The 15,316-nt window shown below is 72.5% G+C and carries 15 protein-coding genes; 4 read left to right on the top strand and 11 right to left on the bottom strand.

Annotated features, from left to right (window positions below; all coding sequences use genetic code 11):
- Window positions 1–109: 109 nt before the first annotated feature.
- From ABS772_RS18620 to ABS772_RS18610, 3 genes are read right to left on the bottom strand one after another with little or no spacing between them, the layout of a single operon-like run.
- Window positions 110–1,471: an NTP/NDP exchange transporter gene (locus ABS772_RS18620; protein WP_350396308.1), complete on the bottom strand. Its 1,362-nt coding sequence runs from the start codon at window positions 1,469–1,471 to the stop codon at window positions 110–112.
- On the bottom strand, window positions 1,468–2,205 hold the full coding sequence (locus ABS772_RS18615) for an NADPH-dependent F420 reductase (RefSeq protein ID WP_350396306.1): 738 nt from the start codon (window positions 2,203–2,205) through the stop codon (window positions 1,468–1,470). The genes ABS772_RS18620 and ABS772_RS18615 overlap by 4 nt, the downstream gene beginning before the upstream one ends.
- Window positions 2,195–3,148, bottom strand: coding sequence for an aldo/keto reductase (locus ABS772_RS18610; protein WP_350396304.1), 954 nt, complete (start codon window positions 3,146–3,148; stop codon window positions 2,195–2,197). The genes ABS772_RS18615 and ABS772_RS18610 overlap by 11 nt, the downstream gene beginning before the upstream one ends.
- 203 nt (window positions 3,149–3,351) lie before the next feature.
- Here ABS772_RS18610 and ABS772_RS18605 point away from each other — a divergent pair, with 203 nt between their 5' ends.
- Window positions 3,352–3,684, top strand: coding sequence for a hypothetical protein (locus ABS772_RS18605; protein ID WP_350396303.1), 333 nt, complete (start codon window positions 3,352–3,354; stop codon window positions 3,682–3,684).
- Window positions 3,685–3,909: 225 nt separating this feature from the next.
- Here ABS772_RS18605 and rsmD read toward each other — a convergent pair whose 3' ends face one another.
- From rsmD to ABS772_RS18585, 4 genes are all read right to left on the bottom strand, one after another.
- On the bottom strand, window positions 3,910–4,461 hold the full coding sequence (gene rsmD, locus ABS772_RS18600) for a 16S rRNA (guanine(966)-N(2))-methyltransferase RsmD (RefSeq protein ID WP_350396302.1): 552 nt from the start codon (window positions 4,459–4,461) through the stop codon (window positions 3,910–3,912).
- Between the two features lie 10 nt (window positions 4,462–4,471).
- Window positions 4,472–6,382: a pseudouridine synthase gene (locus ABS772_RS18595; protein ID WP_350396301.1), complete on the bottom strand. Its 1,911-nt coding sequence runs from the start codon at window positions 6,380–6,382 to the stop codon at window positions 4,472–4,474.
- A gap of 90 nt (window positions 6,383–6,472) precedes the next feature.
- The gene (locus ABS772_RS18590; RefSeq protein ID WP_012456035.1) at window positions 6,473–6,649 is read right to left on the bottom strand and encodes a DUF1328 domain-containing protein; all 177 of its coding nucleotides are present in this window, start codon (window positions 6,647–6,649) and stop codon (window positions 6,473–6,475) included.
- Between the two features lie 319 nt (window positions 6,650–6,968).
- A complete protein-coding gene (locus ABS772_RS18585; RefSeq protein WP_350396299.1) occupies window positions 6,969–9,071 on the bottom strand; it encodes a putative bifunctional diguanylate cyclase/phosphodiesterase in 2,103 nt (700 codons plus the stop codon).
- 261 nt (window positions 9,072–9,332) lie between these two features.
- On the opposite strand from ABS772_RS18585, the gene ABS772_RS18580 reads away from it, so the two are divergent.
- The gene (locus tag ABS772_RS18580) at window positions 9,333–10,250 is read left to right on the top strand and encodes an alpha/beta fold hydrolase (protein WP_350396298.1); all 918 of its coding nucleotides are present in this window, start codon (window positions 9,333–9,335) and stop codon (window positions 10,248–10,250) included.
- A 4-nt stretch (window positions 10,251–10,254) separates the two neighbouring features.
- Here ABS772_RS18580 and ABS772_RS18575 read toward each other — a convergent pair whose 3' ends face one another.
- The 3 genes from ABS772_RS18575 to purD form a co-directional block, all read right to left on the bottom strand.
- Window positions 10,255–10,956 (bottom strand): SDR family oxidoreductase, encoded by a 702-nt coding sequence (locus ABS772_RS18575; protein ID WP_350396296.1) that lies wholly within the window; start codon window positions 10,954–10,956, stop codon window positions 10,255–10,257.
- 105 nt (window positions 10,957–11,061) lie between these two features.
- Window positions 11,062–11,505 (bottom strand): nucleoside deaminase, encoded by a 444-nt coding sequence (locus tag ABS772_RS18570; protein WP_350396295.1) that lies wholly within the window; start codon window positions 11,503–11,505, stop codon window positions 11,062–11,064.
- Window positions 11,505–12,812, bottom strand: a complete 1,308-nt coding sequence (purD, locus tag ABS772_RS18565; protein ID WP_350396293.1) for a phosphoribosylamine--glycine ligase — start codon at window positions 12,810–12,812, stop codon at window positions 11,505–11,507. Before purD ends, ABS772_RS18570 begins: the two co-directional genes overlap by 1 nt.
- Before the next feature lie 92 nt (window positions 12,813–12,904).
- On the opposite strand from purD, the gene ABS772_RS18560 reads away from it, so the two are divergent.
- Together ABS772_RS18560 and ABS772_RS18555 are read left to right on the top strand one after the other, a co-directional pair.
- Window positions 12,905–13,645, top strand: coding sequence for a hypothetical protein (locus ABS772_RS18560; RefSeq protein WP_350396291.1), 741 nt, complete (start codon window positions 12,905–12,907; stop codon window positions 13,643–13,645).
- 98 nt (window positions 13,646–13,743) lie between these two features.
- Window positions 13,744–13,959, top strand: coding sequence for a hypothetical protein (locus ABS772_RS18555; RefSeq protein WP_350396290.1), 216 nt, complete (start codon window positions 13,744–13,746; stop codon window positions 13,957–13,959).
- On the opposite strand, the gene ABS772_RS18550 is transcribed toward ABS772_RS18555, so the two are convergent.
- The gene (locus ABS772_RS18550) at window positions 13,943–14,857 is read right to left on the bottom strand and encodes a hypothetical protein (RefSeq protein WP_350396289.1); all 915 of its coding nucleotides are present in this window, start codon (window positions 14,855–14,857) and stop codon (window positions 13,943–13,945) included. The genes ABS772_RS18555 and ABS772_RS18550 overlap by 17 nt on opposite strands.
- Between the last annotated feature and the right edge of the window lie 459 nt (window positions 14,858–15,316).

Here is a 15,316-nt window from a genome sequence, read left to right as displayed (position 1 = left end):
AGAGGCGTGCCGCGATGCCGCATCGCCGCCCGTCCCCAAGCGATCAGGCCGGCTCGTCCGGCCGACGGACATTGTCGGGATCGAACGGTAACCTTTGTCACGATCGCCGTCAGCCCGGCGGCCGCGCGGCCGGCGCCGGGGCGGACCCGTCCGCCACGCCCTCCTCCCGCTGCGCCTGCCGCCGCGCCTGCGCCCGGCCGAGCCAGAGCGCGTTGAGGAGCCACGCGGCCGAAAGCGGTATCGCCACCACCGCCGCGGCGTGGCCGCCGAAGCCGAGCGCGGCCAGCCCAGTATAGGACCACGCGCCGACCTGATCGCCGAGGCGGTAGACCACCGTGTCGATGAAGCTTTTCGCCTTGTAGCGGTCCTCCCGCGGCACCACCGTGAACAGCACCTCGCGCACCGGCCGGGCGATGGCGAAGTTGCCCGCGCGCCGCAGCACGTAGATCACCACCACCGAGGCGACCGTCGGCGAGAGGGCGAGCGCCGCGAAACCGACGATGCTCGCCGCCGGCAGCAGGGCGAGCGTGACGCCGACGCCGAGCCGCTTCGTGATGCGCCCGGTGAAAAAGAGCTGCACGCCGAGCGTCAGGACGTTCACGGCGAGATCGACGCTGGCGAAGAAGGCGGTCTGCGCGCCGCGATTGGGGAAATTGTTTTTGGCCACCGCCGCCTGCTCGAAATACAGGAAGGTCGCGGTGACCGAGAACAGCGCGAGAAACAGCGCGATGTTGAGGAGGTAGGGCGAGGCGATCGTGCGCCGGATGCCCGCGAGCACGTCGCCGCCGATGGTTTCGCCCGCGCGCGATTCCTCCGGCACGGCGTGGAGCCGTCCGATCAGGCGCGCGAGGCCGCGCATGGCGAAGACCGCCGCCTCCAGGAGGACGGCGGCGGCCAGCAGCAGCGCCCAGGTCGGCACGTCGCGGGCGAGCGTCGCGGTCACCGCCGAGCCGCAGATGGCGCCGAGCGTCGCGCCGGCGGCGATGAAGCCGAACAGGCGCTTGCCCTGCTCGGTCGAGAACACGTCCACCACCGTGGCCCAGAAGATCGAGACCACGAACAGGTTGAAGATCGAGAGCCAGACGAAGAAGGCCCGGCCGACCCAGACCGCCGTCTCGCCCTCCGCCACGGCGATGAGGGCGGCGAAGACCAGGATGTTGAGGATGAAGAAGCGGTAGGTGAGGGGCACGAAGCGCGCCCGCGGCAGGCGCTTCACCAGCCACGCGAAGGGCAGGTTGAGCGCCAGCATGCCGACGAGCGTCGCCAGGAACAGCCACGGCAGGTTCTCGAGGCCGCCCGCCACGCCCATCTGGTCGCGGATCGGGCGCAGCACGTAGTAGCTCGCGAGCAGGGCGAAGATGTAGGCCCAGGACCATGCGAGCGCCGGGCCCTCGCCCGGCCGCACATCGATGAGGCGGGCGAGGCGGTCGGCGAGGGAGGAGCCTGACGAGGAGGCTCGGGCCTCGCTCAAGGCTTCACCCCGAGCTTCTCCTTGAGCTCCGGCGCCGAGAGGTCGTGGCCGAAGCCGGGCGAGCCCATGGCGAAGGTGTCGGCCGCCTTCAGTTCGCCGACCACGACGGGATCGAAGCCCGCATCCGAGACCAGGGTGCGGGCGGTCTCCAGCGCCTTGGGATCGTTGCCGGCGATCGGCACCGCCATGCGCGGCTCGGGCCGGCCGGCATTCTTCTGGAAGACACGATAGTTCGCCGCGTTGAAGGCCCGCACCACGCGGGCGCCGGGCAGGTACTTGGCGGACGTGATGCCGATGCCGTCGCGCTCGACCTCGTCGGCGATCGCGCCGTCGCGGGCCTTCACCGCGTTGCCGGCATCGATCACCACCTTGTTCCTGAGCGCGGCGGCGTTGTCCTTCCCGATCTCCGGATAGGCCTTGTAGGGCACCGCGATCAGCACGGCGTTGCCGAAGCGAAAAGCCTCCGCCGGCGTGCCGGCCCGCGCCTTGGGGCCGAGTTCGTCCACGAGCGGCTTGAGTTCCTCCGGGTGGCGGGAGGCGAAGAGCACCTCGTAGCCCGCCTTGATCCAGAGCCGGCCGAGCGTGCCACCGATATTGCCGGCCCCGACGATCCCGATTTTTTTGGTCGTTTCGGACTGCGCCTGGGCGGGGAGGGCCGGGAGCAGAAGCGTACCGGCGAGCAGGACCAGCACCCCACGCCGAACGGAAGAAATCCCAAAAACGTCAGACCGCATCGATGAAGGCCTCCATCTTGCGCCGCTCGGCGGCGTCCGGCAGCCGCCCCGTCGCGGCGGCGAGGTTGTCCTCGACATAGGCCGCCTTCGCCATCCCGGGGATCGGGCAGGTGACGGCGTCGTTGGCCAGCACGTATTTGAGGAAGAACTGCGCCCAGCTCCTGCAGCCGAATTCGGCGGCGAAGTCGGGCAGGGGCTTGTCCTTCACCGCCTTGAACAGGCGGTCGCGGCCGAACGGCACGTTGACCATCACCGCCACGCCGCGCTCGGCGGCGAGCGGCAGGATGCGCTCCGCCGCGGTGCGGCTGTCGAGGGCGTAGTTCACCTGCACGAAATCGAGCTTGTCCCGCTTCATCACCGCTTCGAGATCGGGGAACTGCTCGTCGCGCCAGACCGTGACGCCGACGTAGCGGATGCGGCCCTTCTCCTTCAGCTCGCGCAGGACGGCGAGGTTCACCTCCGTGTCGATGAGGTTGTGCACGGCGATGAGGTCGATCTTGTCCGTGCGCAGGCGCTGGAACGAGCGCTCGGTCTCGGCCTGCGCCGCCTCCCGGCCGCGGGCCGCGACCTTGGTGGCGAGAAAGATCTTTTCCCGAAGCCCGCCGAGGATCAGGCCGAGCACGTCCTCCGCCGTGCCGTAGCTCGGGGCGGTGTCGATCACCGTTCCGCCGAGCGCGACGAAGCGCTCCACCGCCTCGCGCAGGGGCGCGGTCGCCTCCGGCGTCACCGCCACCTCGTAGCGGCGCGAGGTGCCGATGCCCATGGCCGGAAGCCGCTCGCCGGAGGAGGGGATCGGCCGGCTGATCAGGGCCTCCGCGGCGCGGGACGGGCGCAGCAGGGCCGGGGTGAGCCCCGCCGCGGCGAGGGCGGCGGTTCCCTGCAGGAGGGTTCGGCGGGCAAGGGTGGGAACGGGCGGCAGGACGGGCGGCAGGATGGGCGGCATGGGCGCGGGCCTCCTTCGCGGGACGGGCGTTGCCCGAGCGAGATAGGGCACCGAACCGGAAAGGGTCACGGGCGTGGTGCCGCCGCGGCCGCGCCGGCCCCGCGGCTTCATCGTTCCTGCATGGTGGCGGCGCATCATTCCTCCCCCGCTTCGAAGCACCGGGACGGGCTGACGCGGCCGCGCGCCGAGGAAGAGGTTTGACCATGCGATCCGTCATCGCCCGGCACTGGAGCGGCGCACTCGGCACGTGGCTGTCGCTGCTCGTGACGCTCGCCGTCTACCTGGCCGCGACCCTGGCCGTCGTCACCGCGGGCAGCGCGTTCAAAGGCCCCGTCGCGATGGGTCTTCTGCTGGGCGCCTGGGCCGTGCCGGTGATCGCGGCGGTCATCGGAACGCTGCGTTCCGCGCTCCACGGGCTGCGCGACGGCCGCAGCCGGCCCGTGAACGCCCTGGGCGGGATCGTGGCGATCCTCGTCCTCGGTCTCGCGCTCTACGGCACGGTCCAGGATCTGCTGGGACTCCTGTCCGGTGCCTGATGTGTCATCCGGTTGATCGCTTCGGTCTTTCCCTCGTCATTGCGAGGCGAAGCCGTGGCAATCCAGGGTGCGCCTTTTCCGGAGAGGTCGCGCGCTGGATCGCTTCGGCTCCGCCTCGCGATGACGGCGGAGCAGAGCCCGAGCGGATCAATCGGACATCGTATGAACCCGGTCGGGTCGCGATCGAACCCGATGCACGCGACGAACCGGTCCCAAAAAAGGATCTCAGCCCCCGAACCGGCCGAACGTCACCGCCGTCTCGCCGTAGCTGCGCCGCTCCAGCTCCGCGAAGCCGGGCGGCAGGACCGGGCCGGCCTCGGCGGCCTCCTCGACCAGGACCAGGGCGCCGGGACTCAGCCAGCCGCCGGCCGCCGCCGCGGCGAGCGCCGCGGGGGCGAGCCCCTTCCGGTAGGGCGGGTCGCAGAAGACCAGGGAGGCGGCATCCGGGGCGGGTCCGAGCCGGGTCGCGTCGCGCTGGATCAGCCGGGCGCGCGTCTCGCAGCCGAGCGCGGCGATGCCCTCGCGGATCAGCGCGCCGGCCTGGCGCCCCTCGTCCACGAAGATGGCCCGGGCGGCGCCGCGGGAGAGCGCCTCGAAGCCGAGCGCGCCGGTGCCCGCGAACAGGTCGAGCACCACCGCATCCTCGACCGCATCGTCGTAGGCGTGGGCCAGCACGTTGAACAGGGCCTCGCGCAGGCGGTCGGAGGTCGGGCGGATGCCCTCCGCCTTCGGCCCGGCGAGCCGGCGCCCGCGCCACTCGCCGCCGACGATCCGCACGCCTCAGACCCTACGCGTCACCGCGCGGCGTACGGCCGGGACGGCCGCCGCGCGGCCCCGGCTTGCCGCCGCCGGGACGCCCCCCGGCGCCGCCGGGCTTTCCACCGGGCTTGCCGCCGGGACGACCGCCCGGACGACCGCCGCCGGGCCGGCCGCCGGGCTTGAAGTCGCCCTTCGGAGCGCCCCTGGCATTCCCCTTGGCCCCGTCGCGGGCACCGCCCTTGAAGCCCGGCTTGCCGCCGGGACCGGCGCCAGGACCCGCGCCCGGACCTTTGCGGAAGCCGCCGCGCTCTCCCTCGCCGCGCGGGGCGCGGGCGGGACGCTCGCCCTCGAAGGCGCGGGGCCGGTCGCGCGGGGGACCGCGCCGTTCCGGCGCGCCCGCTTCGGCCGGACGCTCCCGGCGGGGCGCCCCCTCGCCGCGGTCGCGCGGCGGACGGCCCTCGCTCCGCGCGCGGGGCGGACGGCCCTCGGTCTCGGACCGGCGCTCGCGCGGGGGCCCGCGCCGCTCGGGCGCGGCGGCCTCCCCGGCCTCGCGGCGGCGGGGCCGGGCATCGCCCGCGGGCGCGTCCCGGCGCGGCCGGTCTTCGCGACGGTCTTCGCGACGGTCTTCGCGCCGATCCTCGCGGGAGCGCTCCGGGCGCTCGGGCCGCTCCTCCTCCTTGCGGAAGCGGACCCGGCGGTGGGGCTCGGGGGCGGGCGTCTCCGGCGAGGGCTGGAGCCGCTCGACCAGCACCCGGCGTTCGCCCGCCGCCTGGATCGCGCCGACCCGCTCGCGGCCGCGCTCGGCCGCCGCCGCGCGGGCGCTCTTCGGGTCCGTGCCCCGGCGCGGCACCTTGCTGGCGCGGGGACGGGTCTCGTCCTCGGCCCGCCACACGGTGGGCGAGGGCGCCCGCTGCGCCGGACGCGCGGCGCGGGCGGGAGCGGCGGGCCGGGCCGGATCGCGGGGCGGACGGCCCGCCGCGCTGCCGCGGGCATCGCGGCCGCCGGAGCGGCCCTCACCGCGGGCCTCACCGCGCGGATCGGGCCGGCCCCGCCCGGCGGGCGCCTCGGGCTTGGCGCGGGCGGCCTTCTTCGGGCTGCCGAACGGGGCGATGGTCTCGCGCACCGGGCTCTCGAAATCGACGCCGGCCTGTTCGGCGAGGCTCTTTCCCAGCTGCTCCTTCAGCACCTTGGTGCGGATCTCCTCGACGAGCCCGACTTCGAGGTCGCCGAGCTGGAACGGCCCGAACGAGAGCCGGATCAGCCGGTTCACGGAGAGGCCGAGATGTTCGAGGATGCGCTTGACCTCGCGGTTCTTGCCCTCGCGCAGGCCGAGGGTGAGCCAGAGGTTGTCGCCCTGGACCCGGTCGAGGGTCGCCTCGACGGGGCCGTACTCCATGCCATCGACGGTCACGCCCTTCTTGAGCCGGTCGAGATCCGCCTGGGTGATGTCGCCGAAGGCGCGCACGCGGTAGCGGCGCAGCCAGCCGGTATCGGGGTGGGCGATCACCTTGGCGAGCCCGCCGTCGTTGGTGAGGAGCAGGAGCCCCTCCGTGTTGATGTCGAGCCGGCCGATGGCGACGACCCGCGGCAGGTCGTCGGGCAGCCCGTCGAACACGGTCTGGCGGCCTTCCGGGTCGCGGGCGGTGGTCACGACGCCGCGCGGCTTGTGCAGCAGCCACAGCCGGGTGCGCTCCCGGGCGGGCAGGGGCTCGCCGTCGATGGCGATGCGGTCGGACTCGGTGACGTTGATCGCCGGCGAGGTCAGGATCTTGCCGTTGAGGCTGACGCGGCCGGCCTCGATCATCGCCTCGGCGTCGCGGCGGGAGGCGATGCCGGCGCGGGCGATGGCCTTGGCGATGCGCTCGCCCTCGGGCGCGGCGGCTTGATCCACGGGCTGGTCCGCGGGCGCGGCCGGGGAGGGGTCTGGCTTGTCGGTCATCCGCGCCCCTTACCAGAGCGGGGGTCCGCGCAAAAGGAAAAGGCGGCCCTCGCGGACCGCCCTTTCATCGAACCCCGAGGGTTCAGGTCGTCACAACCGCGGCGAGCGACCGCGCACGGCGCCCATCACCGCCGAGATCAGGAACAGCGCGATCGCGACGAAGAACACGATCTTGGCCGCCTCCATGGCGGTGCCGGCGATGCCGCCGAAGCCGAGCAGAGCGGCGATCAGAGCGACGACGAGAAAGGTAACAGCCCAACCGATCATGGTATCCTCCTGACGTCCGTCTTGGACGGTGTCTTGAACGTCTGTCCTGGCTTGGAAAATTGCCAAGCTGCCGGAATCGTTCCGTCGATGGCGCTGAAAACGGTGACCGGAGCGAAGCGTTCCTGACGCTCTCGGCCCGCGCACCCGGTCCGGATGCGGCGCCCGCCCCCAGAGGCCTTGGAGGAGGAACGGCAGCCGCGCGGCCCCTGTTCCGCCGGCGGGGCGGAGCCGCGACCCGCGGACGGCGCCCCGGGGATGTCCCCGGAGCGCTCCGAACGCGGTCAGGACGATCGCGCGATCGATCTCTTGCGGAGGATCCTCAGGCTGCCAGCGTCGGCGCGGGCCGCTGCGCGGCCGCGACCCCGGTTCCGAGCAGGCCGGCGATCTCGCCGACCGGCCGGGGCGGGCTGAACAGGTAGCCCTGCACCTCCTGCGCCCCCTCCGCCCGGACGGTGGCGAGCTGCGGCTCGGTCTCGACGCCTTCGACCAGCGTCGTGATGCCGAGGCTCGCCCCCAGGCTGACGATGGCGCGGATGATCGCGCCGGCCTCCGACTGGGCGGCGCAGTCGCGCACGAAGGAGCGGTCGATCTTGATCTTGTCGAAGGGGAAGCGGCGCAGGTAGCTGATGGAGGAGTAGCCGGTGCCGAAATCGTCCATGGAGATGCGCACGCCGAGCTTGCGCAGGGTGTGGAGCGTCTCGAGATTCGCCTCGGTGTCGTCGAGCAGCACGCTCTCGGTGATCTCCAGCTCCAGGCGGCTCGCCTTGAGGCCGCTGCCCGCCAGCGCGCCGAGCACGCTCTGGACGAAGCCGCGGTGGCGCAGCTGCAGCGGCGAGACGTTGACCGCCACGCTGATCTCGCCGGGCCAGGCGGCGGCGTCCCGGCAGGCCTGGTGCAGCACCCACTCGCCGATCGGCACGATCAGCCCGGTCTCCTCGGCCAGCGGGATGAACACCGCCGGGCTCACGAGGCCGCGCTCGGGATGGTGCCAGCGGAGCAGCGCCTCCATGCCGGTGATGCGGTTGTCGGACAGATCCACGAGCGGCTGATAGTGGAGTTCGAAACAGTCCTGCGCGAGCGCCTCGCGCAGTTCGCGTTCGAGGCCGAGCCGCTCGCGCATGGTCTCGTCCATCTGCGGCTCGAACAGGCGGACGGTGCCGCGCCCCTCGGTCTTCGCCTCGTAGAGGGCGAGGTCGGCCTCCTTGAGGAGGCGCTCGATATCCTGCGGGACATCGCAGGCGGCCAGGGCGATGCCGACGCTCATCCCGATCTCGACGACGATCCCGTCGAGGGCGTAGGGCGCGGCGACCACCTCGATCAGGCGCTCGGCCAGTGCCGCGGCCCCGGCCGCATCCTCGACGCGGGAGAGCACGGCGAACTCGTCGCCCCCGAGCCGCGCCACCACGTCGTGGCTGCGCACATGGCCCCGCAGCCTCTCGGCCACCGCCCGCAGCAGGTGATCGCCGACCGCGTGGCCGAAGCTGTCGTTGACCGGCTTGAACCGGTCGAGGTCGAGGCAGAGCACGGCGAGCGGCGACTCGGCGTCGGTGCGCAGTGCCTCGATCCACTCGGAGCCGATCTCGCGCAGGCGGGTGCGGTTGGGCAGGTCGGTGAGGCCGTCGTGCCGGGCCATGTGGATGATGCGCGCCTCGTTGCGCCGCCGCTCGGTGATGTCCTCGAAGGTCGCCACCCAGCCGCCGCCCTCGGCCATGGGCCGGTGGGTCACGGCGATGACCCGCCCGTCGGCGAGTTCGCGCAGCACCGATTTCGGCCCGTCTCCGGTCAGCGACGTGCGGGTGCCTTCGCTGATCGCGTCGACCGTGACGCCGCGCTTGTAGCACCCGATCGCCACCAGCGTCTCGATGATGGCGCGCTGGCTCATGCCGACATGGACGGCGTCCTCGGGGAGGCCGAAGATCTCCAGGTAGCGCCGGTTCCACACCAGGAGCCGCTGCCTCGCGTCGAACATGCACAGGCCCTGGCTCATGTTCTCCAGGGCGGCGTCGAAGCGCCGGTTCTGCTCGCTGAGCTGGGCATGAGCCTCGACCAGGGCGATCCGGGTCCGGTGCTGCTCGCTGACGTCGCTGCCGACGCCCCGGTAGCCCAGGAATTCGCCCTCGGGCGAGAAGACCGGGCGACCGCTGATCTCGAACCAGCGCGGCGCGCCGTCGGGATGGCGGTAGACGTAGGTCAGCTCGCGGAACGGGCGGCGCGCGGCGATCGTCTCGCGGTAGGCGGCGAGGCCCGCCCCCTCCTCCTCGCAGATCAGGGCCGACCGCGCGGTCCCGATCAGGCTCTCCGGGCTGCGGCCCAGCAGGCGCTCGGCCCCGGAGGAGATGGAGCTGAATCGATCCTCGGCATCGGTGGCCCAGAGCCAATCGAAGGCGATTCGCGCCAACTCTTCGATGTCATTCAAAGGCATGGTATCACCGTAGGTGGGCCGGATCTTTGATCGAAAATGTAAATATTTCCTCCTGCCCACGACTTGATCATCCTGCCCAAGATCTGGTCCACCCGGTGACGTCGAAGACGAGGCCTGCCGAACGATTACGTCCGAACCGCATGTTTCCGTCAGGTCATCTCACTCAATCTCAGATTGCCGAGCCGCGCCGTCGATCCGGCCTGCGGAGCTTTCCTCCCGACGAACCGTTGTCCGCGGCATGGACGCGACGGAGGCTGGCGGATGGCAGAGGGCGACGACCTGTTTCCCGGTTTCGAGCCGCTCTGGATCGAGGGGCCGGCGGGCCGCTGGTTCGGCCGGGCCGGCGGCCCCGAGACGGCACCGCCGCTCCTTCTGCTGCACGGTTTCCCGCAGTGCCACGCGATGTGGCACCGGCTGGCGCCGCGGCTCGCCGAGACGCACCGGGTCATCGTCCTCGACCTGAAGGGCTACGGCTGGTCGGCGGCGCCCGCCTCCGAACACGGGGCGAACGCCTACGCCAAGCGGCGGCTCGGGGCGGAGATCGTCGCGGTGATGGAGCGGCTCGGCCATGTCCGCTTCGCGCTGGCCGGCCACGACCGCGGCGCCCGCGTCAGCTACCGGCTCGCCCTGGACGAACCCGGCCGGATCGAGCGGCTGGCGATCCTCGACATCGTGCCGACCGAGGTGCAGTGGACCCGCATCGAGGCGAAGCCCGGCGCGAACCCGCACTGGCCGTTCCTGTCGCGCCCGGCCCCGGAGCCGGAGGACGCGATCCGCCGCGACCCGGACGCCTATTTCGAGGGGCTGCTGCGCGGCTGGACCGCCGCGGGCGACCTCGCCGTCTTCGACCCGCGGGCGCTCACCCTCTACCGGCAGGCCTGGAACGTGCCCGAGCGCATCCACGCGATGTGCGAGGATTACCGGGCGGGCGGCGCCGACGGGCCGGACCGCGCCGCCGATCGCGACGACCTCGCCGCGGGCCGGACCCTGCCGATGCCGGTGCTGGTGCTCGCGAGCGAGGCCTATCTCAACCGGGACAGGCCGGAGCCCGCGCTGACCGTCTGGCAGCGGACCTTCGCGCCGAACGCGCAAGGCGTGCAGATCGCCTCGGGCCACTTCATGACCGAGGAGGCGCCGGAGCCGACCTTGCAGGCGTTGCGGAGCTTTCTGGCGGCGTGACGCCTCAGAAGCGCTCGACCCACGGCCGCAGGGCGATCTCGTCGGTCCAGGCGCTGCGGTCCTGGCGCAGGAGGGCGAGGTAGCTTTTCGCGATCGCGTCCGGGTCGAGGGTCGCGTCGGGCTGCCCCTCCGGATCGGGCCGCGCTGGGGAGCGGATCGCGCCGTCGATCACGATGTGAGCGACGTGGATGCCCTGGGGCTGCCACTCGCGGGCGAGGCTCTGCGCCAGGCCGCGCAGGGCGAACTTGCCCATGGCGAAGGCGGCCGACCCCGAAAACCCCTTCACGCTCGCCGAGGCGCCGGTGAACAGGATCGCGCCGTGGCGATGCGGAAGCATCCGCCGGGCGGCGGCCTGGGCCACGAGGAAGCCGCCATAGGCCGAGACCGCGAGCGCGCGGGCTACCGCCTCCGGATCGAGATCGACGGTGGCCCCGCGCAGCCGGCCGCTGGCATTGTAGACCACCACGTCCGGCGCGCCGCCGAGCGCCGGTTCGAGCCGGGGGAACAGGGCCTCGACCGCGCCCGGATCGGTGGCGTCGCAGGCATGGACCACGGCCCCCGTCTCCGCGGCGAGGGCGTTGAGCTTTTCGGTGTTGCGCGCGGCGAGGCCGACCTTCAGCCCCTCCGCCGCGAACAGGCGCGCCAGGGACGCGCTCAGGCCGGGGCCGGCCCCGACGATCAGGGCGCGCTGGTAGGTCGGGACCATGGGAGGGGCTCCGGTGCGTTGCGGGACGGGAGGCGAACGCACCGCGGGCGGCCGGGGTTCGCCCCTCGAAGCGGCGCGGGCGTGACGTCGGACGATCCTCCCGGCTCACCCCCGCCGTTGTGAGAAGAACGCTTTCAGGAGCCCCGCCGCCTCGTCCTCGCGAAAGCCCGAATAGACCTCCGGCGCGTGGTGGCAGGTCGGCTGGTTGAACACGCGGGGGCCGTGCTCGACGCCGCCGCCCTTCGGATCGGAGGCGGCGTAGTAGAGCCGGCGGATGCGGGCGAAGGCGATCGCGCCCGCGCACATCGGGCAGGGCTCCAGGGTCACGTAGAGGTCGCAGCCGGTGAGCCGCTCGTCCCGGAGCGCGGCGCAGGCGGCGCGGATCGCCAGGATCTCGGCATGGGCCGTGGGGTCGGACAGCGTGCGCGGCCGGTTGCCCGCGACGGCGAGCACGGTCCCGTCCCGCACCAAAGCCGCGCCGACCGGCACCTCGCCCAGAGCCGCGGCCTCACGGGCGGCGGCGAAGGCGAGGTCGAGGAAATCGGGCATCAGCCGCCGCCGGAGGCCGCCTCCCGGGCGACCTCCCGGCCGCCGATGTCGCTGCGATAGAACCCGTCCGGCCAGTCGATCCGCTGCACCGCCGCGTAGGCGCGCTCCTTCGCCTCCCCCACGGTGGCGCCGAGCGCCATGACCGCGAGCACCCGCCCGCCATCGGCCAGCAGCCGGTCGCCGTCGCGGCGGGTGCCGGCCTGGAATACCAGAACCGTCTCGTCGCCCGCCGCGTCCCCCGCCGTCTCGACGCCGCGGATCTCCGTGCCGCGGGTCACCGCCCCGGGATAGCCCCGCGCCGCCATCACCACGGTCAGCGCGGCGCGCGACGCGTCGAAGCCGATCTCGACGCCGGACAGGTCGCCCTTCGCCGCCGCCAGCAGGGCCGGCACGAGGTCGCCGGACAGGCGCGGCATCAGCACCTGCGTCTCCGGATCGCCGAAGCGGGTGTTGTACTCGATGAGCTTGGGGCCCTCGCGGGTGAGCATCAGCCCGGCATAGAGGATGCCCGAGAACGGCGTGCCCCGCGCGGCCATGCCCTTGAGCGTCGGGGCGATGATCCGCGCCATCACCGTCTCGGCGATCTCCGGCGTGACGATGGAGGCGGGGGAATAGGCGCCCATGCCGCCCGTATTGGGGCCGCGATCGCCGTCATGGACGCGCTTGTGGTCCTGCGCGGTGCCGATCGGAACCGCGCGGGTGCCGTCGCAGAGCGCGAAGAAGCTCGCCTCCTCGCCGAACAGGCATTCCTCGATGACGAGCGCCCCGCCCTCGGTTCCGTCGAGGATCGCCCGCACGGCGGCCTCCGCCTCGGGCAGCGTCTCGGCCACCGTCACGCCCTTGCCGGCGGCGAGCCCGTCGGCCTTGACCACGATCGGCGCGCCGCGCTGGTTCAGATAGGCCAGCGCCGGCTCCAACGCCGTGAAGCGGGCGAAGGCGGCGGTCGGGATGTCGTGCTCGGCGCAGAGATCCTTGGTGAACCCCTTCGAGCCCTCGAGCTGCGCCGCGGCCCGGGTCGGGCCGAAGGCGGGGATGCCGGCGGCCTGAAGGTCGTCGACGAGCCCGGCGACCAGGGGCGCCTCCGGCCCCACCACCACCAGCCCGACGTTTTCGGATCGGCAGAAGGCGACCACCGCCGCGTGGTCGGACACGGCGAGGTCCGGCCGGTTCTCGCCGTGCTGCGCCGTGCCGGGATTGCCCGGCGCGACGAACAGCGTCGCGCAGAGCGGCGACTTCGCGATGGCCCAGGCCAGGGCGTGCTCGCGCCCGCCGGAGCCGATGAGCAGGATGGAGAAGGGCTCGGTCATGACGAGACCCCTTCCCAAAAAATTCGGACCGGGGAAAGGGCGTTTCGCGTTTGCCCCGGCAATGCAAGGGACAGACACGGGAGAACCGCCGCATGACGACCCAGGGCACGCTCCCGCGCGAGGATCGTGAGACGCCGCGACGGGAGCGGCGGCGCCTCGGCCTCGAGGGCGCCAACACCCTGGTGCAGACGCTGGCGATCCTCGGGGCGGGGGCCTGGGGCGTCTACACCTTCGTCTACGAGGCGCGGATCAAGCCGGGGCTCGCCCCGCCCTCGGTCTCGGTGAAGACCGACCTCGCCCGCGTCGGCGAGCGCGGCGACCGGGTGGCGATCCGCTCGACCGTGACCCGCACCAATGTCGGCCAGGCGGGCGTGCGGGTGCTCGGGCTCACCTATACCGTGATCGGCATCCGCACCCGCTTCTCCGAGCCGGGCGCGGACGAGGCGGCGCGGGAGGCCGCCTTCAAGGCCTCCCTCTCGGGTTCGGCGAACGTCGATTCCGCCCGCGACTACGTGCGCGAGAGCGGCGGCGCGCCGATCCTGCGCCAGGGCCTGCTGTTCTCCGGCGCGACGCCCCTGCCGAGCGAGCCCTCCGACCTCAATCCGGGCGAATCCCTCTCCCGCGACGTCATCGTCTACGCCGACCGCAAGACCTTCGACGCGGTGCGGTTCGAGGTGCGCCTCGCCTACGCCAAGGAGGACGACCCACCGGTGCGCCTGCGCTTCGAGGCGGGGGCGGACGGGGTGCTCGCGACCGTCCCGGCCGAGCCCTGCCCCGCGCCGAAATGCCCGCTGCGGACAACGGATTTCGCCACCGAATTCTCGCTGTGGTGAGGGGGCCGATGCGGCCCTTCGTCCGCCGTCCGCCGGGGATCATCTTATCCCGCGCGCCGGACGGAACGGTTGGCCAGGCTCGCCTGTTGATCAGGGCCATGCCGATCTGTCGCCACTCGATCACCTCCCCCTCCCGCCCGCCCCGCGAGCAACCGATCGTTCGGCTGTCGCATTACGTGGTCCGCCGCCGCGCGGCGCCCCGGGCCGCCAACGACAACCGCCGCTCGCGGCTCCCGCCGGTCTGGCCCTGGGCCATGGCGGCCGCCGCCGCCCCGGCCGTGACGGCGGCGCTGATCCTCACGCGTCTGATCTGATCCCGGGCCCTTTTCCCTCGCCCGTCGCCGTTCCGCCCCTGAGCACCCGCCGCATCCGGAACGCCGTCTCGTGCAGGGTGCGCGCGCTCTTCGCCCAGGCCCGGCCGCCGAGCCGGAACGGTCGCGACAGCCGCTCGACCCGCTCCAGCCGCTGACGCAGGGACGCGACCTGCCGCTTCAGGGCGATGCGCTCCACCTCCTCCAGGGAGGGCAGGGCGCCCGCCGTCGCATCCCGGCTGAGTTCGCGGCTCACCCGGATCTTCCCCGCATCCGCCACGCTGGCGAGCGCCCGGCCGAACCCGGCCCGGTCGAGTTCCGGCGGCAGGAACGGGCGCAGCTTGTCGTAGAGGTAGTCGGCATCCTGCGCGAAGCGGGGGAACTTGATCAGGCAGAGCGGCACGTCGTGATCGAGCAGCCGCTCCACCAGGGTATGGAAGGCGTGGCCGAGGATGCGCGCCTGATCGAGCGGTTCGAGCGAGTAGGTGACGCCGCCCGGCACAGTGCCGAAGTCCCGCCAGGGCGCTTCGAGCGCCGCCGTGCCCGGCCGCGCGTAGAGGCTGTTGAGTTCGAGCGCGATGCGGCTGGTGACCGCCTCGCGCAGGTCGCGCACCGGCAGGATCGCCCCGTCGAGCCGCACCGTGTCGTCGGCGAGGAACTGATCGACGAACTGGTAGGCCCAGGGGCTCTTAATGACGTAGGGGCAGTCCCGGACGCTGAGGGGATCGCTCTCCAGCCCCGCCTGCGCCGCGGGGTCGTAGCCGGTGCGGGGGTTGCGCGACAGCTCGGTCTCCAACCCGCAGGCGGTGAGCACCTGAACCAAGAAGGTGGTGCCGGCCCGACCCGATCCGGCAATGATCAGATGGCGCCGCCGCGCGCCCGTCTCCGGCTGAGCCTTCACGGCCTGTCCTCTTCCTCGGTGCCGCTGGTCTGCCGGCCGGCAAACGTATCGGGGACGTTCTTGTCGAGATTGTTTCCCGATCCGGCACCCTCGCAAGAAAATGCGCGACCTCGATCGCGCACGATCGAAGCAACGCCGAGTTCGAGAAGGACTCTCTGCCGCCCGGACCGACCTGATATCTTTGGCATGAGCGATACCGCCTGATCTCTACGCTCCGGCACTCCCGCTGATCATGCCGACAGCTGAGCAAGGTCCGTGCCGGACGAGGAACGGCCGGCAAAGGGTGAGGCGGGCGGACGCGGCCTCGGCGCCACACCCGCGCGCCCTTCCCCAGCCGATCGGCCGGGCGCCCTTTACCGCCCCCACCCCGGTCCCGTAGCTGGGAAGATTAAACAACTGAGCGGCCGCCGATAAAACTGTGGTAGAACTATGTGGGGGCCGGATAAAAATAAAAATGAA

Origin of the sequence: Methylorubrum podarium (assembly GCF_040270385.1) — a bacterium.
GTDB classification, from domain to species: domain Bacteria; phylum Pseudomonadota; class Alphaproteobacteria; order Rhizobiales; family Beijerinckiaceae; genus Methylobacterium; species Methylobacterium podarium.
Note: the sequence above shows the minus strand (reverse complement) of the source record. Positions and strands in the feature narration are given on the sequence as shown.

Excerpts from the sequence above, each read along its gene's own strand:
- ABS772_RS18615 (WP_350396306.1), bottom strand. The coding sequence starts at position 2,205 with ATGCGGTCTGACGTTTTTGGGATTTCTTCCGTTCGGCGTGGGGTGCTG.
- ABS772_RS18610 (WP_350396304.1), bottom strand. The coding sequence starts at position 3,148 with ATGCCGCCCATCCTGCCGCCCGTCCTGCCGCCCGTTCCCACCCTTGCC.
- ABS772_RS18605 (WP_350396303.1), top strand. The coding sequence starts at position 3,352 with ATGCGATCCGTCATCGCCCGGCACTGGAGCGGCGCACTCGGCACGTGG.
- ABS772_RS18595 (WP_350396301.1), bottom strand. The coding sequence starts at position 6,382 with ATGACCGACAAGCCAGACCCCTCCCCGGCCGCGCCCGCGGACCAGCCC.
- ABS772_RS18590 (WP_012456035.1), bottom strand. The coding sequence starts at position 6,649 with ATGATCGGTTGGGCTGTTACCTTTCTCGTCGTCGCTCTGATCGCCGCT.
- ABS772_RS18585 (WP_350396299.1), bottom strand. The coding sequence starts at position 9,071 with ATGCCTTTGAATGACATCGAAGAGTTGGCGCGAATCGCCTTCGATTGG.
- ABS772_RS18580 (WP_350396298.1), top strand. The coding sequence starts at position 9,333 with ATGGCAGAGGGCGACGACCTGTTTCCCGGTTTCGAGCCGCTCTGGATC.
- ABS772_RS18575 (WP_350396296.1), bottom strand. The coding sequence starts at position 10,956 with ATGGTCCCGACCTACCAGCGCGCCCTGATCGTCGGGGCCGGCCCCGGC.
- ABS772_RS18570 (WP_350396295.1), bottom strand. The coding sequence starts at position 11,505 with ATGCCCGATTTCCTCGACCTCGCCTTCGCCGCCGCCCGTGAGGCCGCG.
- purD (WP_350396293.1), bottom strand. The coding sequence starts at position 12,812 with ATGACCGAGCCCTTCTCCATCCTGCTCATCGGCTCCGGCGGGCGCGAG.
- ABS772_RS18560 (WP_350396291.1), top strand. The coding sequence starts at position 12,905 with ATGACGACCCAGGGCACGCTCCCGCGCGAGGATCGTGAGACGCCGCGA.
- ABS772_RS18555 (WP_350396290.1), top strand. The coding sequence starts at position 13,744 with ATGCCGATCTGTCGCCACTCGATCACCTCCCCCTCCCGCCCGCCCCGC.